Raw genomic sequence first — 18,396 nt, forward strand, 5'->3', positions numbered from 1 at the left:
TTAAAACAAAACCCCGCCGAAGCGAGGTTTTAGTATGTTCTTTCAAAGCATTAGATTAATAAAGTACGAATATCTTTAAGAAGTTTCGTAAGTTTATTTGTAAAGCGCGCTGCATCCGCACCATTAATTACACGGTGATCATAAGACAATGACAACGGCAACATTAAGCGTGGATCAAAGTCTTTACCATTCCATACAGGCTGCATCGTTGCAGGTGAAATACCCAAAATTGCAACTTGTGGCCAGTTAACTAGTGGCGTAAATGCTGTACCGCCAATTGAGCCCAAGCTTGTGATCGTGAAGTTAGCACCTTGTAAATCTTTCGGCGTTAATTTCTTATCACGCGCTTTTTTACTCAACTCACCTAATTCAACAGCAATTTGCTTAATTGATTTTTGGTCAGGATTACGTAGTACAGGCACGGTCAAACCATCTGGAGTTGCAACCGCAATACCCATATGGATTTCATTACGGAGCAATACAGATTTCTGATCATCTGCTAAGTGACCCGCAAAATAAGGCTCTTCTTTCAACAAGTGTGCTACTGCTTTTGCAATAAATGCCAAAATTGTTAGGCTCACACCTTGTTTCTTAAAGCCGTCTTTCAGCTCACCACGCCAAGCTTCTAGCTCAGTAATATCCGCAAGGTCAAACTGAGTTACTTGTGGAATGTAGTTGTTTAAAGACAACTGCGGTACAGAAACTTGCTGTAAACGCGTCATTGGTTTCACTTCACCGCCACCAAAAGCAGTAAAGTCAGGTAATGACGGCAATCCAGCCGGAGCAGCAGTAGCTTGAGCCACTGGTGCAGCTTGCGGCGCAGTTAAACGGCTCTTCACATAAGCAAAGATATCTTCTTTAACAACACGGCCATGCTCACCAGAAGTTTTAACTTGTGACAAGATCACACCAAGTTCACGAGCCAGCTTACGAACAGCAGGACCAGCATACACTTTAGCGTTTTCTGCTTCTTGCTCTTTCGTTAACTTATCAGTACCAGATGCAGGTGCCGCAGGTGCAGACTGAGTTGCAACAGGAGCGGCTGTTTTAGGTGCTGCTGCCTGTGGAGCTGGGGCTGCTTCTGCTTTTGCCGCTGGTGCAGCAGCAGGTGCTTGGCCTTCAGCTTCAATTGTTGCAAGCAATACACCTTGTGAAACTTGTTGGCCTGCTTGCAAGTGAATTGCTTTTACAACACCCGCAACGGTACTTGGGACTTCCACAGTTGCTTTATCTGACTCAACAACAACAAGGCTTTGGTCTACATCAACTTTATCACCAACTTGAACCAAGATTTCAGCAACAACAGCTTTATCTACACCCAAATCAGGAACATTGATATCAACTGAACCAGTCTGAGCTGGAGCCGCTGCCACAGTTTCTTGCTTTGCAGCAACCGGTTCTGCTACCGCAGCTGGAGCTGGTGTAGTAGCAGGAGCTTCTGCTTGCGCATTAGATGCAGCTGCTGTTTTCACTTGAATAAGAACAACACCTTCTTTAACAGTATCGCCTTCTTTCACTTGAATACTTTCTACAGTACCAGCAACGCTACTTGGAACTTCCACAGTTGCTTTATCTGACTCTACAACAACAATACTTTGTTCAACATCGATCTGGTCACCCACTTTAACGAGGATTTCACCAACCAATGCTTTTTCAACGCCAATGTCAGGTACAGTCACTTCAACAGTAGAAGTTGATGTAGAGGCAGCAGGTTGAGCTGAAGCTTGAGTTTGCTGTGCAGGTGCTGGAGCAGCTGGTTTTTCAGCCGCAGGAGCTGGTGTTGGTTCCGGAGCTGCTTGTGCCGCACCTTCTGCTTCGATCTCAATCAAAGCAACACCTTCAGTCACATCATCACCTTGATTAATCAAGATGCTTTTTACGACACCTGCTGAAGTGCTAGGCACTTCAACAGTTGCTTTATCAGACTCAAGCACAACGATACTGTCGTCAACTTCAACACGGTCGCCAACTTTTACTAAAATTTCAGCGACGTTTGCTTTATCTACACCAATATCAGGGGTCTTAATTTGCATGCTTAGTTCCCCTCACCTGTTTGCGTTTCATTGTATTCAGCAACTGGCTGAACTTCCGGATGTGCTTGTGGAGCCCATGCAACCGGACGGTCAGTATCTAACTCAAAGTTAGAAATTGCATCTTTCACTAAACGTGCGTCTACTTCACCTTCGTCAGCTAATTTTTTCAAAGTAGCAACAACAATGTGTGCAGCATCAACACCAAAGAAACTACGTAAGTTCGCGCGTGTATCTGAACGGCCGTAACCATCTGTACCTAATGCAACAAATGGGCGACCATCTGGAAGATACGCACGGATTTGTTCGCTATAAGCACGCATATGGTCGGTAGCAGAAACTACGATACCTTCCGTACCACGTAATTGTTTAGATACCCATGATTCTTTAACTTCTTCAGCAAGTGGGTGTAGGCGGTTGTATTCTTCACATGCCATACCATCACGTGCTAACTCATTGAAGCTTGTTACACTCCAAACGTTTGAATGGATTTGGTATTCATCACGTAAGATTTTCGCAGCTTTAATCACTTCGCGAAGGATTACACCTGAACCAAGTAACTGGACAGTTGCTTTTTCATCTTTCTCGAATAAATACATACCACGTTTAATGCCTTCTTCAACGCCCTCTGGCATTTCAGGATGCTCGTAGTTCTCATTCATTACTGTTAAGTAATAGAACACACGCTCTTGGTTCACATACATGCGTTGTAAGCCATCATGTACGATTACCGCTAACTCATAACCAAAACATGGGTCATAAGACACGCAGTTTGGAATCGTGTTTGCCAAGATGTGCGAATGACCGTCTTGGTGCTGTAAACCTTCACCGTTCAATGTCGTACGGCCTGCAGTCGCGCCTAACAAGAAACCTTGAGCTTGTGCGTCACCCGCAGCCCATGCAATATCACCAATACGTTGGAAACCAAACATTGAGTAATACATGTACATTGGAATCATTGGCAAGTTATTAGTTGAATAACTTGTCGCTAACGCAGCCCATGCACTCATCGCACCTGCTTCGTTGATCCCTTCTTGTAACATGTGACCGTCTTTTGCTTCACGGTAATGCATTAACTGTTCTTGGTCTTCTGGCGTGTATTTTTGGCCGTGAGCAGCATAAATACCAAGCTGACGGAACATACCTTCTAAACCAAAAGTACGTGCTTCATCTGGAACGATTGGCACTACGCGGTCTTTAATCGCTTTTTCTTTAAGTAAAGCAGCAATTAAACGAACCATCACCATAGTAGTTGATTGCTCTTTGCCACCCGAACCTTTCAACACTGCATCAAATACAGATAATTCAGGAATCGCTAAAGATTCACTCTCACGACGACGTGCAGGCAGGTATCCACCTAAAGCTTCACGACGTGCTTTCATATATTTCATTTCTGGAGAGTTTTCACTTGGGCGATAGAATGGAAGCTCTTCTAATTGCTCATCTGAAAATGGAAGATTGAAACGGTCACGTACATATCTTAAAGAGTCAATTTGCATCTTTTTGATTTGGTGAGTTTTGTTTACCGCTTCAATTTCTTCAGACAAACCATAACCTTTAATGGTTTTCGCCAAGATCACTGTTGGTTGGCCTTTCGCTTTCATCGCTTCTGCATATGCAGCAAAAACCTTGTAAGGGTCATGACCACCACGGTTAAGATTATCGATATCTTCATCGCTTAAATCTTTTACAAGTTCCGCAGCTTCAGGGTACTTACCAAAGAATTTTTCGCGTGTATATGCGCCGCCTTTTACCTGATAGCGCTGATAGTCGCCATCAACAGCTTCTTCCATACGTGCTTTTAATGCGCCACTTGTGTCTTTAGCTAGTAATGGATCCCAATGACGACCCCATACTACTTTAATGACACGCCAGCCTGCGCCACGGAAGATTGATTCAAGTTCTTGAATAATTTTACCGTTACCACGTACAGGACCATCTAGACGCTGTAAGTTACAGTTAACTACCCAAATTAAGTTATCAAGCTTCTCACGACCAGCTAGTGAGATCGCACCTAAGCTTTCTGGCTCATCCATCTCGCCATCGCCGAGATATGCCCAAACTTTACGATCTTCTTCTTTGATCAAGCCACGGTTCATCAAATATTTTTGAATGTGCGCTTGATAAATCGACATGATTGGACCAAGACCCATTGATACAGTTGGGAATTGCCAATAGTCAGGCATTAAATATGGATGTGGATAGCTTGGTAAACCGTTACCGCCAACTTCACGGCGGAAGTTACTTAACTGTTCTTCAGTTAAACGTCCTTCAAGGAATGAACGTGCATAAATACCAGGAGCACAGTGTCCTTGGTAATAAATCATATCTCCGCCAAAGTTATCACTGTTAGCGCGGAAGAAATGGTTAAAACCTACGTCATATAATGTTGCACTTGATGCGAAGCTCGCCAAGTGACCACCTAAATCATCACCTGTTTTATTCGCGCGAAGTACCATTGCTAAGGCATTCCAACGAATCAATGCACGAATACGGCGTTCCATATCTTGGTCGCCTGGCATTGCAGGTTGCTCTTCAACAGAAATTGTATTTAAGTAAGGTGTATTGAGACGTTGAATTGGAACATGCTTAGCAATTGCTTGTTGGTAAAGTTTTTCCAACAAGAATGCTGCTCGCTCAGTTCCCATGTGTTGTAAAACTGAATCGAATGCATCTTGCCATTCTTGGGTTTCTTGTGCGTCGGAGTCACCGTAAAACGCCATAATTCACCTGTTCCTTGTTCTCTAATCTACTTTGTATTTTTACCACGTTTTACCCCTTTCAAGTTATTGCCACGGGTGAATGTGGGGGGGGCCTATTATTTTCTGAATGAATAGTCATTGACCGAGCAGTAAACAAAATAACAAAAAAACGCCAATAAAGGCGTTTTTTTATACAATCATTACGTTAAAAAAGGTTTAAGTTAATTTCAAATTCATAAATTTAATAACCTTGACCTTGGAGGCAATGCAATTAAGGCAACATTGCTAAGTAAGTTGATGGATTCTTACGTTGACCATCTTTAACTACTTCGTAATGTAAATGTGGACCAGTACAGCGGCCTGTACAACCAACATTAGCAATATGGTCACCAGCAGAAACCTGATCACCTACTCGAACCATTAAGCGTGAAGCATGCGCGTAACGTGTTAAATAACCATTACCATGGTTAATTTCAACATATTGGCCATAACCTGTGCCCCAGCCTGATTTAGTCACAATACCCGGGCCAGTCGCATAGATTGGCGTACCACTTGGTGCAGCCATATCTAAACCACCGTGATGCTCTGCACGACCACCCATGGTACGACCACCAAAGTTAGAAGAAACACGTACTGTATCAGGAAGAGGATGAGAAACTAACCAAGAATAAGGATTTGAAGAAGAGGTTTTAAATGAGTTTTTAGCTGTCGTAGTGCCGTATTTCTTTGCCAGTGAATCATTGTTGAGTTCAACTGTTTTCTCACGTAAAGTCACTGAAACTTTTGCACTCGCCGGAAGATCTAAATCATCAGGATGAGTATATGAGCCTTGAGATAGTGTTTTTGATAACTGTTCCAATCGATCTGAATCAGTAGATTGGTTAATATTTTGATAATCTGCAAAAGCAACCGATGCTGCCGAAGCGGCAAGTGAAAACGCTAATAAAATACGACGCGTGTGCATAAAAACCTCTTGAAACTGTTCTTACTCAAGTTCCTTATGATCTCTTCCTTGATATCGGTTGAAATGAACGCTTAAGATTAGGACAAGAAACCATTTGAGAATGATCAATGTCTAAACCCGATAACGTTTTTCAACAAACCGGAAAACACATAAAAACCGGAAACCTTACGTTTCTAACAACGCAAGTCGCGCAATGGCAAAGACTTACGAAAATAATCCAACCCTTATTGCCCCAACCGGAACAATGGCAAGTCGTGTGTTATCAAAATGGCTCTTTAATTATTACTGGTGAAAATCAGGCAATGATTAGTCAACTCAGCTATTTACAGAGCCAATATGTATCTAAATTATCTCAACTTGAAGGATTAAAAGACCTACAAAGAATTCAAGTTCGCTTAAGAAATAAAACTATTCCTGTAACGACCTCATCTGAGCCTTCTAAATCCATCCCCCCGGAAACACAAGAAATGTTACGTAGTGCTGCCGACTTCGTGAGCGACCCTAAGCTTAGCCAAGCTTTACTACGTTTGGCAAGCAATAAAAAATGATGAGCTTTCTATTTCTTAATTAGAATTGTTCTTAATATGTGATAAAAATCACACTTATTAATGTTACATTATAACATAGCCAAATAAAGACAATGACTTATGTCACACTCACGTATGGAATTGGACAGTCTTTCTCGTCATCAAATGTTACAATTTCATAATTACTCGGATCGCTTTGAACATTGCGTAATAGCTGATTATTTAAGGCATGTCCTGATTTATAGCCATCAAACTTGGCAATAATTTGATGACCAAGTAAATACAAATCACCAACTGCATCTAAAATTTTGTGACGAACAAACTCATCGGCAAATCGTAAACCTTCTTCGTTAACCACACCCGTATCATCTACGCCAATTGCATTATCTAGACTTGCTCCTAAAGCTAAATTATTTGCTTTGAGGTAATCCAAGTCTTTCATAAAACCAAAAGTTCGTGCCTCACTGACTTCATACACAAACGTTTCAGTAGAAAAATCGATGGTTGCAGACTGATATTCTTTGGCAAATGCAGGATGATCAAAATCAATCGTAAAGTTAAGCTGAAAGCCATTATGCGGGCTGAATATTGCTTTTTTATCATCAATTAAAGCCTCAACTGGCTTTAATATTTTTATAAATTTCTTAGGAGCATCTTGTTCACGCAAGCCACCTTGCATGAGCAAATAAATAAATGGACCAGCACTACCATCCATAATTGGAACTTCGGATGCGGACACTTCCACAATTAAGTTATCGATTCCTAAACCAGCAATCGCACTCATCACATGTTCGATTGTCCCGACTTTAATATCGCCAGTGACAAGATTTGAACACATAAATGCTTCTTGAATCAGCAATGCATTAGCAGGAATATCGACAGGTGGATCCAAATCGATACGGCGAAATACAATACCTCCATCCACGGTATGTGGAATGAAATTGATCATCACTTTTTGACCGCTATGAAGACCTATTCCACTCGCTTTTACCACACGATTGAGAGTACGCTGTTTCACCATGCTTTGTAACTTCTTTTTTAAAACCGCTATACGTTAGCATATTTAGTCATTGATCAAAAATAAAAAAAGGCAGTGTTTATACACTGCCTTTCAATAGATTGTACGCTAAATTACTTACGTTGCTGATTTTTCAAGTAATCTTGAATACTCATTGGCGAAGAACGCGGTGTTGAACTTGGCGCATTATTCACGTCATTTTCAGCATTTTGGCGTTTATTAATTGCAGGAACGTCATCTTCATCTACAGATTGTGCAGATTGAGTTGATGTATGGCTAACTGTATTACGCTTTCTTGGCTCTGCATCAGCTGCATTACGTGTTAAACCAGTTGCAATCACAGTTACGCGTAATTCATCACGTGCGTCTGGGTCAAATACTGTACCGTAGAAGATTTCACCTTCATCGAGGTCAACAATCTGGTTAACAACGTCAGTAATGATTTCTGTTTCACGCAATGTGATGTCATCGCCACCAGTAATGTTAATTAACACGCCTTTCGCATTAATAATATTCACATTATCAAGTAATGGGCTACGGATAGCTTGTTCAGCTGCTTGACGCGCACGGTCTTCACCACGGCCCAAACCAGCACCCATCATTGCGTAACCACGAGTACTCATTGCAGTTTTCAAGTCCGCGAAGTCAAGGTTAATATGACCACGGTTAACTACAAGGTCAAAAATACTGCGTACAGCGTTTAACAATACGTCATCTGCCTTTTTATAGGCATCTTTCATTGAAATATCACCATAAACGCTTAATAAACGTTGGTTAGGAATAATAATCAATGAATCAACATGAGCTTCCAGCGCTTCAATACCACGCTCAGCAGACTTTTGACGACGACGGCCTTCAAAGTTAAATGGAGTTGTTACAACACCAACAGTCAAAATCCCCATTTCTTTAGCAACTTCGGCAACAACCGGAGCTGCACCAGTACCTGTACCACCACCCATACCAGCGGTTACAAACACCATGTCAGTCCCTTCAAGGTGCTGACGAATAATTTCACGGCTTTCTTCTGCTGCTACCTGGCCTACTTCAGGGTTAGCACCTGCACCTAGACCGCGTGTACTTTGCTCACCTAACTGAATTTTGAAAGGGGCATTCATACAGTCAAGTGCTTGTTTATCTGTATTAGCACAAACGAATTTAACACCCTGAATATCAGACTGTACCATGTGCTGAACGGCATTACCGCCACCGCCACCTACACCAAATACAGTGAAACGGGCTTGACCGTTGCCATCGTTTAGTTCATCTTCTATAAATTCAAATGAGGCCATGACCTTTAGGGTTCCTAATACATTATGGCAGTCACTTCAGCCCGTATACTGCCTTGATTTTCAAAAATAACTAATTTTAAGAATGCTGTGCAATACCAACCTTGTCAAGTACAGTGGTTTTCTCTTACAACTTCCTAACAATTCTACCAATAAATACATACATCCTAAAAAATGGCTTTAAGTTTGCTATTAAAAGCATTCCAGCCATTCACCATTCGTTCCCATACCGAACGGTCATTTCCCTCTTCAGGCTCCTCAACAGCTTCTTGTAATTCACTTTGGCTAAACATAAGTAAACCAGCTGCTGTTGCATACATTGAGCGGCGTAATGCAGCTTGATGCTGATCATCAGCATACACCTGTAATGGCGGATTACCTAGATGGGCAGACACACCTAACATACGACGCGCCAAACTTACCATACCTTCAATCTGGCAAGCATCACCAGTCAATACAACACCATGATATAGACCATGGATTGCACCGCTTTGTTCGAGTTCTTCGCGAATCTGGCTGAAAATCTCTTCATAACGAGCAATAATAATTTCCGCTAACTCAATTCGGCTAATCGTTTGCGGACCATCAATACCCTGTACTTGAATCATATGGTCAGGCTTAACAGCACTTAGATCAACGCAGCCATGCAGAATCTTAATACGTTCAGCTTCTTCAGTGGTTGTTTGTAACACGGCAGCAATATCACGTGTCACATGCTCACCACCACGCTGTAAGGTGCGTGCTAAAGCCAAACGGCCATCTAAATAAACTGCCAGATTGGTAATACCTGCACCAATATCGACAAGACAGACACCATATTCTTTTTCATCTTTAAGCAAACTTGCCTCAGCCGTAGCCAAGCAAGAAACCACCATTTTCTCAACTCCAATGTTCGCGCCTTTCATCGCACGATCAAGGTTTTGCATAGTGGCAATCGGCATCATCATAAGCTGATAATGACCAGTCATGCTGTGAGCGGTCATATTGATTGGGTTTTGAACCCATTCAGATGAGTCGCCTAATTCAAATCCTAATGGGACCGCACTCGCTAGATAATAGTCAGAAGTCACATGGCTTGCTTTTGCCAACTCTAATGCACGTACAACTTCATTGGTTGTAATCACATGTGCCGGGTTAGCAACAGGTGTGCGTCCAGAAGCATAGAAACTTTGTAGCTCGGTACTCGGAATAGATACCCACGCACTATGAATGCGACATTCGGCCATATTTTCCGCTTCAGCAACAGCGTTTTTAATCGCAGCAATGACTTTATCGAGACTTACAATTTTTCCTTTGTTCATGCCTCGATTGCGAGCAGTTGCCATACCGATAACCTGAATGTTATCCGGCGCATGAATTTTTCCAATCAAAACTGAAACTTTATGCGTCCCAATGTCAATCGCAACAACTGAGGGAACAGCTTCACTCATCACTCATACCATTTCTTTGTTGTCTAATACCAGGCAAATTGCCTATTTTAAAGCCACGTATTATGGCTTTGCTTTTGTACCACCTGCAATGCTTGTGTCATCACTCGTTACAACAAACTGACCATTCACGATTTTAGGTGGGGTTGCATTCTTCCATTGAATAGATAATCCATTACGATATCGCAAATCAATGGCTGAGATTTTCGTCCACACAGGTTTTAGGTCAGATTGTGCCAAATGACTTAAACGTTGCAATTTATTCATTGTTTGATCTTGGTCAACAATAATTCGTAAACCAGAGTCAAACTGCATAAACCAAGTCATTCGCTCTGTTAGATATAACTCTTTTAAACGCAAATTAACAGGATGGAATAACTGATTAATTTCATTATAGCGTCGCATCATCATTTTAGACTGACTTACCGGCCCGTGTAGTAACGGAAGCTCAGGATGAAGTCTCGGCTCTGCTTCACTAAATACATCGCCACCATCGCTCAATAAGCGACCTGTTCCCCAACGGGCGATAGCATGTCGAGGCATAACACGAACGCGAATACCATTGGGCCAAGCACGAGATACGACGACTCGGTCTACCCATGAAATTTCTAATGCTTTATCACGAATCTGCTCTAAATCAGATGTAAAGTAGTTATCTTTTACAATCGGCTGCACATATCGCATCACTTGCTGAGTCTCAACTGGAGTTGTTGAACCTACAACTTCAAGTTTTGCAACAGTTGCATCAGTAATAACTTTATATAGTCCGTAAATTCCGACCGCCAAGACTAAAAAGGCAATAACCAGCAACACCCATCCGCCGGCATTGGCAAGTTTTTGCTTGCGCGTAGGCGGTTTTTCATGAATGGAGGTAATTGCCGCACGTTTACGGCGCATGGATGCCGGAAGTTGTGCCATATTTAAGCCGTACCTTCCAATGTTTGCTCAAGAATTGCAACACACAATTCATCAAAGCTATAACCTACTGCTTTAGCAGCCTTTGGTACAAGCGAATGACTGGTCATGCCTGGCACAGTATTTACTTCTAAAAGCCAGAAGTTACCTTGCTCATCCTGCATTGCATCAATACGTCCCCAGCCTTCTGCACCTACGGCCTGGAAAGCGCGTAAACATAGAGCTTGTAGTTTTTTCTCTTCAGTTTCGCTAAGACCACAAGGAATGCCATACTCAACATCATTACGTTGATATTTTGCTTCGTAGTCATAGAAAGCAACATCTGCTGGTGGCTGCAAACGAATAACTGGTAAAGGCTGACCATTTAAGAATGAAATCGTAAATTCGCGTCCTGTAATCCATTTTTCTGCCATAACTACAGCATCATGCTGAGTTGCCTTTTCAATTGCTGCCGCAAAATCTTCAGCTTTCTCAACTTTACTCATGCCTACACTTGAACCTTCATGTACAGGCTTGATAATGACAGGCAGCCCCAATTCAGCAATCACTGAATCCAAGTCAGTTTCTTTAGTAATAATGCGATACGGTGCGGTTGGTAAATCACTACCTTGCCAGATTTGCTTGGTTTTGACTTTATCCATACCAATGGCAGAACCTTGTACACCCGTTCCTGTATAAGGGATGTTCAACCACTCAAGCACACCTTGGATTTGACCGTCTTCGCCACCACGACCATGCAATACAATAAATGCACGGTCATAGTTTACAAGTTCAGTCACGCTACGGTCTTGCGGATCAAATGCCTCAGCCTGAACACCTGAACGTAACAAAGCGTCCAAAACTGCCTGACCACTATCTAAAGACACAGCACGCTCAGCCGATTTCCCACCAAGTAACACGGCAACTTTGCCGAATTTTGTAGCATTTGACACGTTTAAATCCTTAACCCGATAATTCAATACTTTTTGTTTATTTCACATACAAATGGTGCTGTGCAAGTTCTACTGAAATTGCTCCCACGTTACCTGCACCTTGCGTTAATAACAAGTCATTTGGTTGTAACACATTTTGCATGATGTTTTGCAAATTACCTTCAACCGGATCAATCAAAATCGGTTCAACCTGACCACGCAAGCGAATACTACGCGCCAAAGTACGGCTATCTGCGCCAACAATTGGTTTTTCCCCAGCCGGATAAACTTCTAGTAATAATAATTGGTCGACTTGAGATAAAACCTCAATAAAGTCATCAAAACAATCACGTGTACGAGAGTAACGGTGTGGTTGGAAAAGCATAACTAAACGACGATCAGGATGGCTCTGACGAGCAGCTTTAATCGTAGCTTCCACTTCTTTAGGATGGTGTCCATAGTCATCGACTAATTTTACATTCCCTTCACCAAGTTCAAATTCACCTTGTACTTGGAAGCGACGTCCAACACCACTAAAACCTTTTAATGCACGGCTAATTGCTTCATCTGAAACGCCTTCATCAGTTGCAACACCAATTGCAGCCAAAGCATTTAAAACGTTATGTAAACCCGGTTGATTAATAGTTAGACGTAACGGCTCACGTCCTTTACGTAATACCGTAAAGTGCGAACGCATACCATCTTGCTCTACATCGATAGCACGGATGTCATTATCTTCATTAAAACCATAAGTAATAACCGGACGGCCTACACGTGGCAAAATCTCGCGGATGTTCGCATCATCGCCACAAACCACAGCCAAGCCGTAGAATGGTAAGTTATGAAGGAACTGTACGAAGGTATCTTTTAATTTATCGAAACTGCCTTCATAGGTATCCATATGGTCAGCATCGATATTGGTTACAATCGCTGCCATTGGCTGTAAATAAAGGAAAGATGCGTCCGATTCGTCAGCTTCAGCAACAATAAAGCGGCTTTCACCAAGCGCTGCATTTACGCCTGTACTGTTAAGTAAGCCGCCAATAACATAAGTTGGGTCGAGGTTTTCTTCCGCTAACATTGTTGTTAATAAACTGGTGGTTGTAGTTTTACCATGTGTACCTGCCACAGCAATACCATGACGGTAACGCATAAGTTCACCGAGCATTTCTGCACGACGTACAATCGGAATACGTTGTTCAATGGCAGCTTTAACTTCCGGATTTTCCGGGTCAATTGCTGTTGACACGACAAGCACATTTGCATTTTTAATATTTTCTGCTTCGTGTCCGATATAGACCTTAATGCCATTTTCTTCTAATTGTTGTGTGGTTTTTGATGCCTTAATATCTGAACCGGAAATTTTATATCCTTGGTTAGCTAACACCTCAGCAATACCACACATACCTGCACCGCCAATTCCCACAAAATGAATGTGTTTGATACGGCGCATTTCAGGCACTTTAATCAGTTTTTTTGCTTGGTTCGCAGCTGTTGTTGGAGACATAGTAAATCCGATTACATTTTTTGGATAAGATCAACCACATGCTGAGTTGCATTTGGTTGGGCATGTTGACGCGCTTTCACTGCCATTTCTGTAAGTAATTGGCGATTCATCAGCGTAGTAAACAATTGATTTAAAACTTCTGGTGTCATAGTCGATTGCTGGCAAATTTTTGCAGCACCGACATCGGCCAGAAATTTGGCATTTGCAGTTTGGTGGTCATCCACCGCAATAGGAAGCGGTACAAAAACTGCTGCAACACCAGCTGTTGCTACTTCTGTCACAGTTAAAGCACCAGCACGGCAAATAATCAGGTCTGCTTCGCTATAAGCTTTCGCCATATCTTCAATAAACGGCAAAACCTGTACGGTCAAATTTGCTGGTGCGTCTGCGTACAAAGCTTGAGTTGCTTCAACCTGTTGCTGACCACATTGATGGAAAATATTCAGTGGAACTTCAAGTTGTTTTAATGTCGGAGGTAAGCGTTCATTCAGTGCTTTTGCACCTAAAGAGCCGCCCACAATTAAAATATTTAACGGCTTACCCGCTTGCTCGCGTTCATCATAGCGCCACTTTGGACTTAAGATATCAGTGATTTCACGACGTACCGGATTGCCGGTTGTCACTACTTTTTCGCTAGCAGGAAATGTATTTGGAAACGCTTCACATACCACTTTAGCAACACGGGATAACTGTGCATTGGTAAATCCTGCAACCGCATTTTGCTCATGGATGAGAACAGGAATACCTAATAAACGCGCTGCTAGCCCACCCGGGCCTGCCACATATCCCCCAAAGCCTGCAACAGCATCCACTTTAAGCTGTCTCATATAGCGCATTGCACTAAAAGTTGCTTTTAAAATTTTAAAAGGTGCAGCAAGTTTACGGATCACTCCGTTTCCACGCACACCTTGAATATCAATTTGATAAATTGGAATATTTTGATCTTTTAATAAACGATTTTCCATACCTGTTGGCGTGGCTAACCATGAAACTTGACAACCTTGTTGTTGAAGTTGTTTGGCTACGGCGAGGGCTGGAAAAACATGTCCACCAGTACCGGCAGCCATCATCATGACATGTTTAGGTTTGCTTTGCTGTGAATCGGTCACGGTCTAATTCTTCAACTCAAAAAACAATGGAAATTGTCATCTATTTTTGTAGCCGTTTATTTTAATCCTAAAGCTTCATTAACGAAAAGCGAATTTCACTCGTTTATAACAGAAAGATGTGCTTTTTTGAAAATATGCCTACAAAGCGCTAGCGTATTTCATATTGTGATTTTATTAATTCATATATTTTCGGGTGATTTCCAATAATAAGCTTAGAAAACCACCCGAACTAGACCATTATGCTGGACGACCGGCTTCTAATACATCAAATAGGTCATCGGCAATTGATGTACCAAATTGCGCATCAATTTCACGAATACAGGTTGGACTTGTCACATTAATTTCAGTGACATAATTACCAATTACATCAAGACCTACAAATACCAAACCTTTTTCACGTAAGAAAGGACCAACTTTAGCAGCAATGAGTTTGTCATTTTCTGTGAGTGGACGCGCTTGACCTAAGCCCCCAGCTGCCAAATTCCCGCGCACTTCACCATTTTGCGGAATACGTGCCAGACAGTAAGGAATAGGCTCACCATTTACCATTAAAATTCGTTTATCCCCTTCTACAATTTCAGGAATATAACGCTGAGCCATAATTGGGCGAGTGCCTAATTCTGTAAGCATTTCTAAGGTAGAACCAATATTTACACCGTCTTGGTATAAACGGAAAATACCCATACCACCCATACCATCAAGTGGCTTAACGATCACATCACCGTGCTCGGTAATAAATTCGCGAATCAAGCTCTGCTGCGATGTTACTAGTGTCGGCACCTGTAATTCAGGAAATTGCGTAGCAAACAATTTTTCATTGCAATCACGTAGTGATTGGGGCTTATTAATAATCCATGAACCTTCACGCTCAGCTTGTTCAAGCACGTAAGTTGTGTAGACAAAGTTCATGTCAAAAGGCGGGTCTTTACGCATGAGGACAACATCATAAGCCGCTATTGATTCTTTTTTCTTTTCGCCTAACTCATAATAATGGTTGTAATCTTCGAAAACTTTTAACGGAGAGATGAGACCGTAAGCCTTACCTTGATCGATATATAAATCTTGTTGTAATGCATAACCTAACTCATGTCCACGACGGCTCGCCGCCCACAACATTGCCATGGTTGAATCCTTTTTCAGATTTACGGTTTCAATCGGATCCATGACGACAAGTACACGCATGCTCAAGCTCTTCTTAAAATTTAAATTAGCATGAGTATAGCTGAGATTTTTCACTCGTTTTTCTTAATTTTAGTAAAACCTTATCGGTTATTTCTTTATCTTGAATTAAGGTAAATTCAGTTAAACTATGATCATAAAATATTATTTTTAAAGGCTAAAGATGAAACTTTATCGCTATTTAACTGGACCTGATGACTCTGCTTTTTGTGCACGAGTGACTAAAGCACTTAATCATGGTTGGGAGCTCTATGAAGCACCTACCATGACTTTTAATGGCTCTCAAGTTATTGTAGGCCAAGCGATTTGCAAAACAATTGATGAAAATTATGATCCAGAAATGGATATTTTAGATGTTCTCAAAAATAATGCGTGATTTTAGAGGGGCATTTTTATCAATAAAAAGCCCCTCTAAAACCTAATTAACAAGAAAAACTAATGAGTCAACCCAACAAGTCCTTTAATTTGCTAATTAACTTCCTAAAAATCAGTTAATAAAAAATAAATATGCCATTTTTTAAGTTAATAGTTCTTTTAGTCTAAATAATTAAATGATTATAATTATCATTTATACTTTTATTTTTGTTAATTGATTTTATTTTTATGTTAAGAATTTCTATATCATCTCCCCAAATTAAGGGTTCATTCCCGCTCAGCTTACTCAGTTTAATGATTTTAAATATTCAAGGTGCTAACGCCGAGGAATTGATTGACTCCTCATCAAAAGCCGCAGCCACCATGCCAACTATAAGAATCGAGGCCATGAGTGAGCTCGACCCGATTAAAAGCTATATCGATTATGACAAAGCCAATGTCACTCGTAATGGTTTAGATAAAAAAGATATCCCTCAAACCGTTGATACCATTGATGTTCAGAAATATAAAATTTATGGATCGAATGATTTAAGCGTCATGCTGCAAGGTACACCAGGTGTATCAACCAGTTACGATATGCGTGGTGATGGGATCACGATTCGTGGTTTTGGTGCTGATACAGGTGATATTTACCGTGATGGCATACGTGAAAGCGGGCAAGTACGCCGCAGTACAGCCAATATCGAACGTATAGAAATTTTAAAAGGCCCCGCTTCGGTTTTATATGGCCGTAGTGCTGGCGGCGGGGTTGTGAATATGGTGAGTAAATTCGCCAATTTTGACTCTAAAAGTTCAGTTGGCGCATATGCGGGTTCATACGATAACTACGGAACAACCGCTGACATCAACCAAGTACTTAATGACAATTTAGCAGTGCGTTTGACTGGAGAATATGGCGAGGCAGGCAGCTTCCGCTCTGGTATTGAAAATAAGATTGAGATGTTTTCTCCAAGCTTTACCTATAAGAATGACGATGGAAAGCTGACTTGGACCACACAATATACCTATGACAAATTAAATCGTGTACCTGACCGTGGGCCAACACGTGACAACTTGCCTGCGGGAACTTCAATTAAAATGGGATTTGCCCAAGACGGCGATTATGTTGATGATATTTTGCAAGTCGTTCATACCGATGTGAATTATGAATATGCGCCTGATTGGAACTTCCACTGGGCAGCAAGCTACCGACAAGCAGAACAGAACTTTGACCACTTTTACTTTGGAAATTATTGTGGTTTAAATGGAAAAAACTCAAAGAATGAGGCTTGTACAAAAAAAGGTTACATCGATCAAATTTACTACTGGCAACAAACCAGCAACAAGACCACAACCAATACATTTGATATTAAAGGAAAGTTCAAGACAGGCCAGCTTGAACACCAAATTATGGTCGGTACAGACTGGACTTATGAACAACGAGAACCACGTCTAGCCAATAAAACTCAAAATGGATCGGCCATTTATGGTTACGTTAATCCAATCACTGGTGAACGAGAGTACAGTCGTGGCAATGGCCCATTAAAGATTAGTCAGCATAACTATAATGAAGGCACAACTTACGGCGTATTTATTCAAGATTTAATTGGTCTAAATGACCAACTTAAACTTATGATGGGACTCCGCTACGATTACTTCGATTTTTCAACCACTAACAAAATTAAGAATGAACATCGTAATGTAAAAGACAGTACTTTTAGCCCAAATGTTGGCTTGGTATGGCAACCAGTTCCTGAACATAGCTTTTATACGTCTTACTCTAAAAGCTTCGCACCATTTGGTGGACAAATGGGTGTCAACCATGTTACTGGAAGTACCGATGTCGCGAAAATGGATAAAGAGCCTCAATATAACGAGCAATATGAAGTTGGGGTAAAAAGTGAATGGTTCGATAATCGTTTAAATACTCAATTTTCTGTCTTTGATATTCGTAAAAATAATATTCGTTATAAACCGAATCCTGACAGTGAACCAGAGGTATGGGCAACTGCTGGTCAACATCAATCTCGTGGTCTCGAATTTAGTTTTATTGGCCGTGTACTTGATAATGTCTTTGTTCGCGGTGGGTATGGCTATACCGATGCCAAAGTTAAAGAAGACAAGCAAAATCCTGAACGTGAAGGCAATTATTTAGCCAACACATCTAAGAACACAGGTAATTTATTTGTTCGTTATTTACCAACCGAGCAGTGGTATACCGAAGTGGGCGTGACCTATGTGGGTTCTTATTATCCAAATATTAATAATCAAGTAAAAATGGAAGGCTTCAATCGTGTCGATGCAGCAATTGGCTACAGTGCCGACCCTTGGAATGTCACACTTGCGGTAAATAACCTAACCAATAAAGAGTACTGGCGTTCGGACAGCATGCCAGGCACACCACGTAATGTGTTATTGCGTTTGAATTATCAATTTTAAGTAAGTATTAAAAAGGCATACCTATTTT

The 18,396-nt window shown here is 41.3% G+C and carries 14 protein-coding genes; 3 read left to right on the forward strand and 11 right to left on the reverse strand.

What is annotated here, in order from left to right; genetic code table 11:
• Positions 1-50 precede the first annotated feature (50 nt).
• The 3 genes from EGS71_RS11830 to EGS71_RS11840 all read right to left on the reverse strand — a co-directional run bounded on the left by EGS71_RS11830 (position 51) and on the right by EGS71_RS11840 (position 5,696).
• Complete coding sequence (locus tag EGS71_RS11830; protein WP_001166115.1) at positions 51-2,033, reverse strand: 2-oxo acid dehydrogenase subunit E2; 1,983 nt, start codon at positions 2,031-2,033, stop codon at positions 51-53.
• 2 nt (positions 2,034-2,035) lie between these two features.
• The gene (gene aceE, locus EGS71_RS11835) at positions 2,036-4,753 is read right to left on the reverse strand and encodes a pyruvate dehydrogenase (acetyl-transferring), homodimeric type (RefSeq protein ID WP_000896428.1); all 2,718 of its coding nucleotides are present in this window, start codon (positions 4,751-4,753) and stop codon (positions 2,036-2,038) included.
• Between the two features lie 250 nt (positions 4,754-5,003).
• Positions 5,004-5,696 (reverse strand): M23 family metallopeptidase, encoded by a 693-nt coding sequence (locus tag EGS71_RS11840; protein WP_000557460.1) that lies wholly within the window; start codon positions 5,694-5,696, stop codon positions 5,004-5,006.
• Between the two features lie 107 nt (positions 5,697-5,803).
• Between EGS71_RS11840 and EGS71_RS11845 the strand changes: the two genes are divergently transcribed.
• Complete coding sequence (locus EGS71_RS11845) at positions 5,804-6,244, forward strand: DciA family protein (protein WP_000042455.1); 441 nt, start codon at positions 5,804-5,806, stop codon at positions 6,242-6,244.
• 97 nt (positions 6,245-6,341) lie between these two features.
• On the opposite strand, the gene lpxC is transcribed toward EGS71_RS11845, so the two are convergent.
• The 8 genes from lpxC to gshB form a co-directional block, all read right to left on the reverse strand.
• On the reverse strand, positions 6,342-7,244 hold the full coding sequence (lpxC, locus tag EGS71_RS11850) for a UDP-3-O-acyl-N-acetylglucosamine deacetylase (protein ID WP_000240700.1): 903 nt from the start codon (positions 7,242-7,244) through the stop codon (positions 6,342-6,344).
• Positions 7,245-7,354: 110 nt separating this feature from the next.
• Complete coding sequence (ftsZ, locus tag EGS71_RS11855) at positions 7,355-8,530, reverse strand: cell division protein FtsZ (protein ID WP_000135734.1); 1,176 nt, start codon at positions 8,528-8,530, stop codon at positions 7,355-7,357.
• 164 nt (positions 8,531-8,694) lie between these two features.
• On the reverse strand, positions 8,695-9,957 hold the full coding sequence (gene ftsA / locus EGS71_RS11860) for a cell division protein FtsA (protein ID WP_001287630.1): 1,263 nt from the start codon (positions 9,955-9,957) through the stop codon (positions 8,695-8,697).
• Positions 9,958-10,017: 60 nt separating this feature from the next.
• Complete coding sequence (locus EGS71_RS11865; RefSeq protein WP_000057904.1) at positions 10,018-10,872, reverse strand: cell division protein FtsQ/DivIB; 855 nt, start codon at positions 10,870-10,872, stop codon at positions 10,018-10,020.
• A gap of 2 nt (positions 10,873-10,874) precedes the next feature.
• Complete coding sequence (locus EGS71_RS11870; protein ID WP_000063661.1) at positions 10,875-11,801, reverse strand: D-alanine--D-alanine ligase; 927 nt, start codon at positions 11,799-11,801, stop codon at positions 10,875-10,877.
• Between the two features lie 37 nt (positions 11,802-11,838).
• The gene (murC, locus tag EGS71_RS11875; protein ID WP_000075472.1) at positions 11,839-13,287 is read right to left on the reverse strand and encodes a UDP-N-acetylmuramate--L-alanine ligase; all 1,449 of its coding nucleotides are present in this window, start codon (positions 13,285-13,287) and stop codon (positions 11,839-11,841) included.
• Positions 13,288-13,298: 11 nt separating this feature from the next.
• Entirely contained in the window at positions 13,299-14,396 is a 1,098-nt protein-coding gene (gene murG / locus EGS71_RS11880) for an undecaprenyldiphospho-muramoylpentapeptide beta-N-acetylglucosaminyltransferase (RefSeq protein ID WP_000132438.1), read from the reverse strand.
• Positions 14,397-14,633: 237 nt separating this feature from the next.
• A complete protein-coding gene (gshB, locus tag EGS71_RS11885) occupies positions 14,634-15,578 on the reverse strand; it encodes a glutathione synthase (RefSeq protein ID WP_001265491.1) in 945 nt (314 codons plus the stop codon).
• Positions 15,579-15,738: 160 nt separating this feature from the next.
• Between gshB and EGS71_RS11890 the strand changes: the two genes are divergently transcribed.
• Both EGS71_RS11890 and EGS71_RS11895 read left to right on the forward strand, forming a co-directional pair.
• On the forward strand, positions 15,739-15,951 hold the full coding sequence (locus EGS71_RS11890) for a DUF1737 domain-containing protein (RefSeq protein WP_000781166.1): 213 nt from the start codon (positions 15,739-15,741) through the stop codon (positions 15,949-15,951).
• Between the two features lie 227 nt (positions 15,952-16,178).
• Complete coding sequence (locus tag EGS71_RS11895; protein WP_031946345.1) at positions 16,179-18,368, forward strand: TonB-dependent receptor; 2,190 nt, start codon at positions 16,179-16,181, stop codon at positions 18,366-18,368.
• Positions 18,369-18,396 lie beyond the last annotated feature (28 nt).

Origin of the sequence: Acinetobacter sp. FDAARGOS_559 (assembly GCF_003940475.1) — a bacterium.
Classification (GTDB): Bacteria; Pseudomonadota; Gammaproteobacteria; order Pseudomonadales; family Moraxellaceae; genus Acinetobacter; species Acinetobacter baumannii.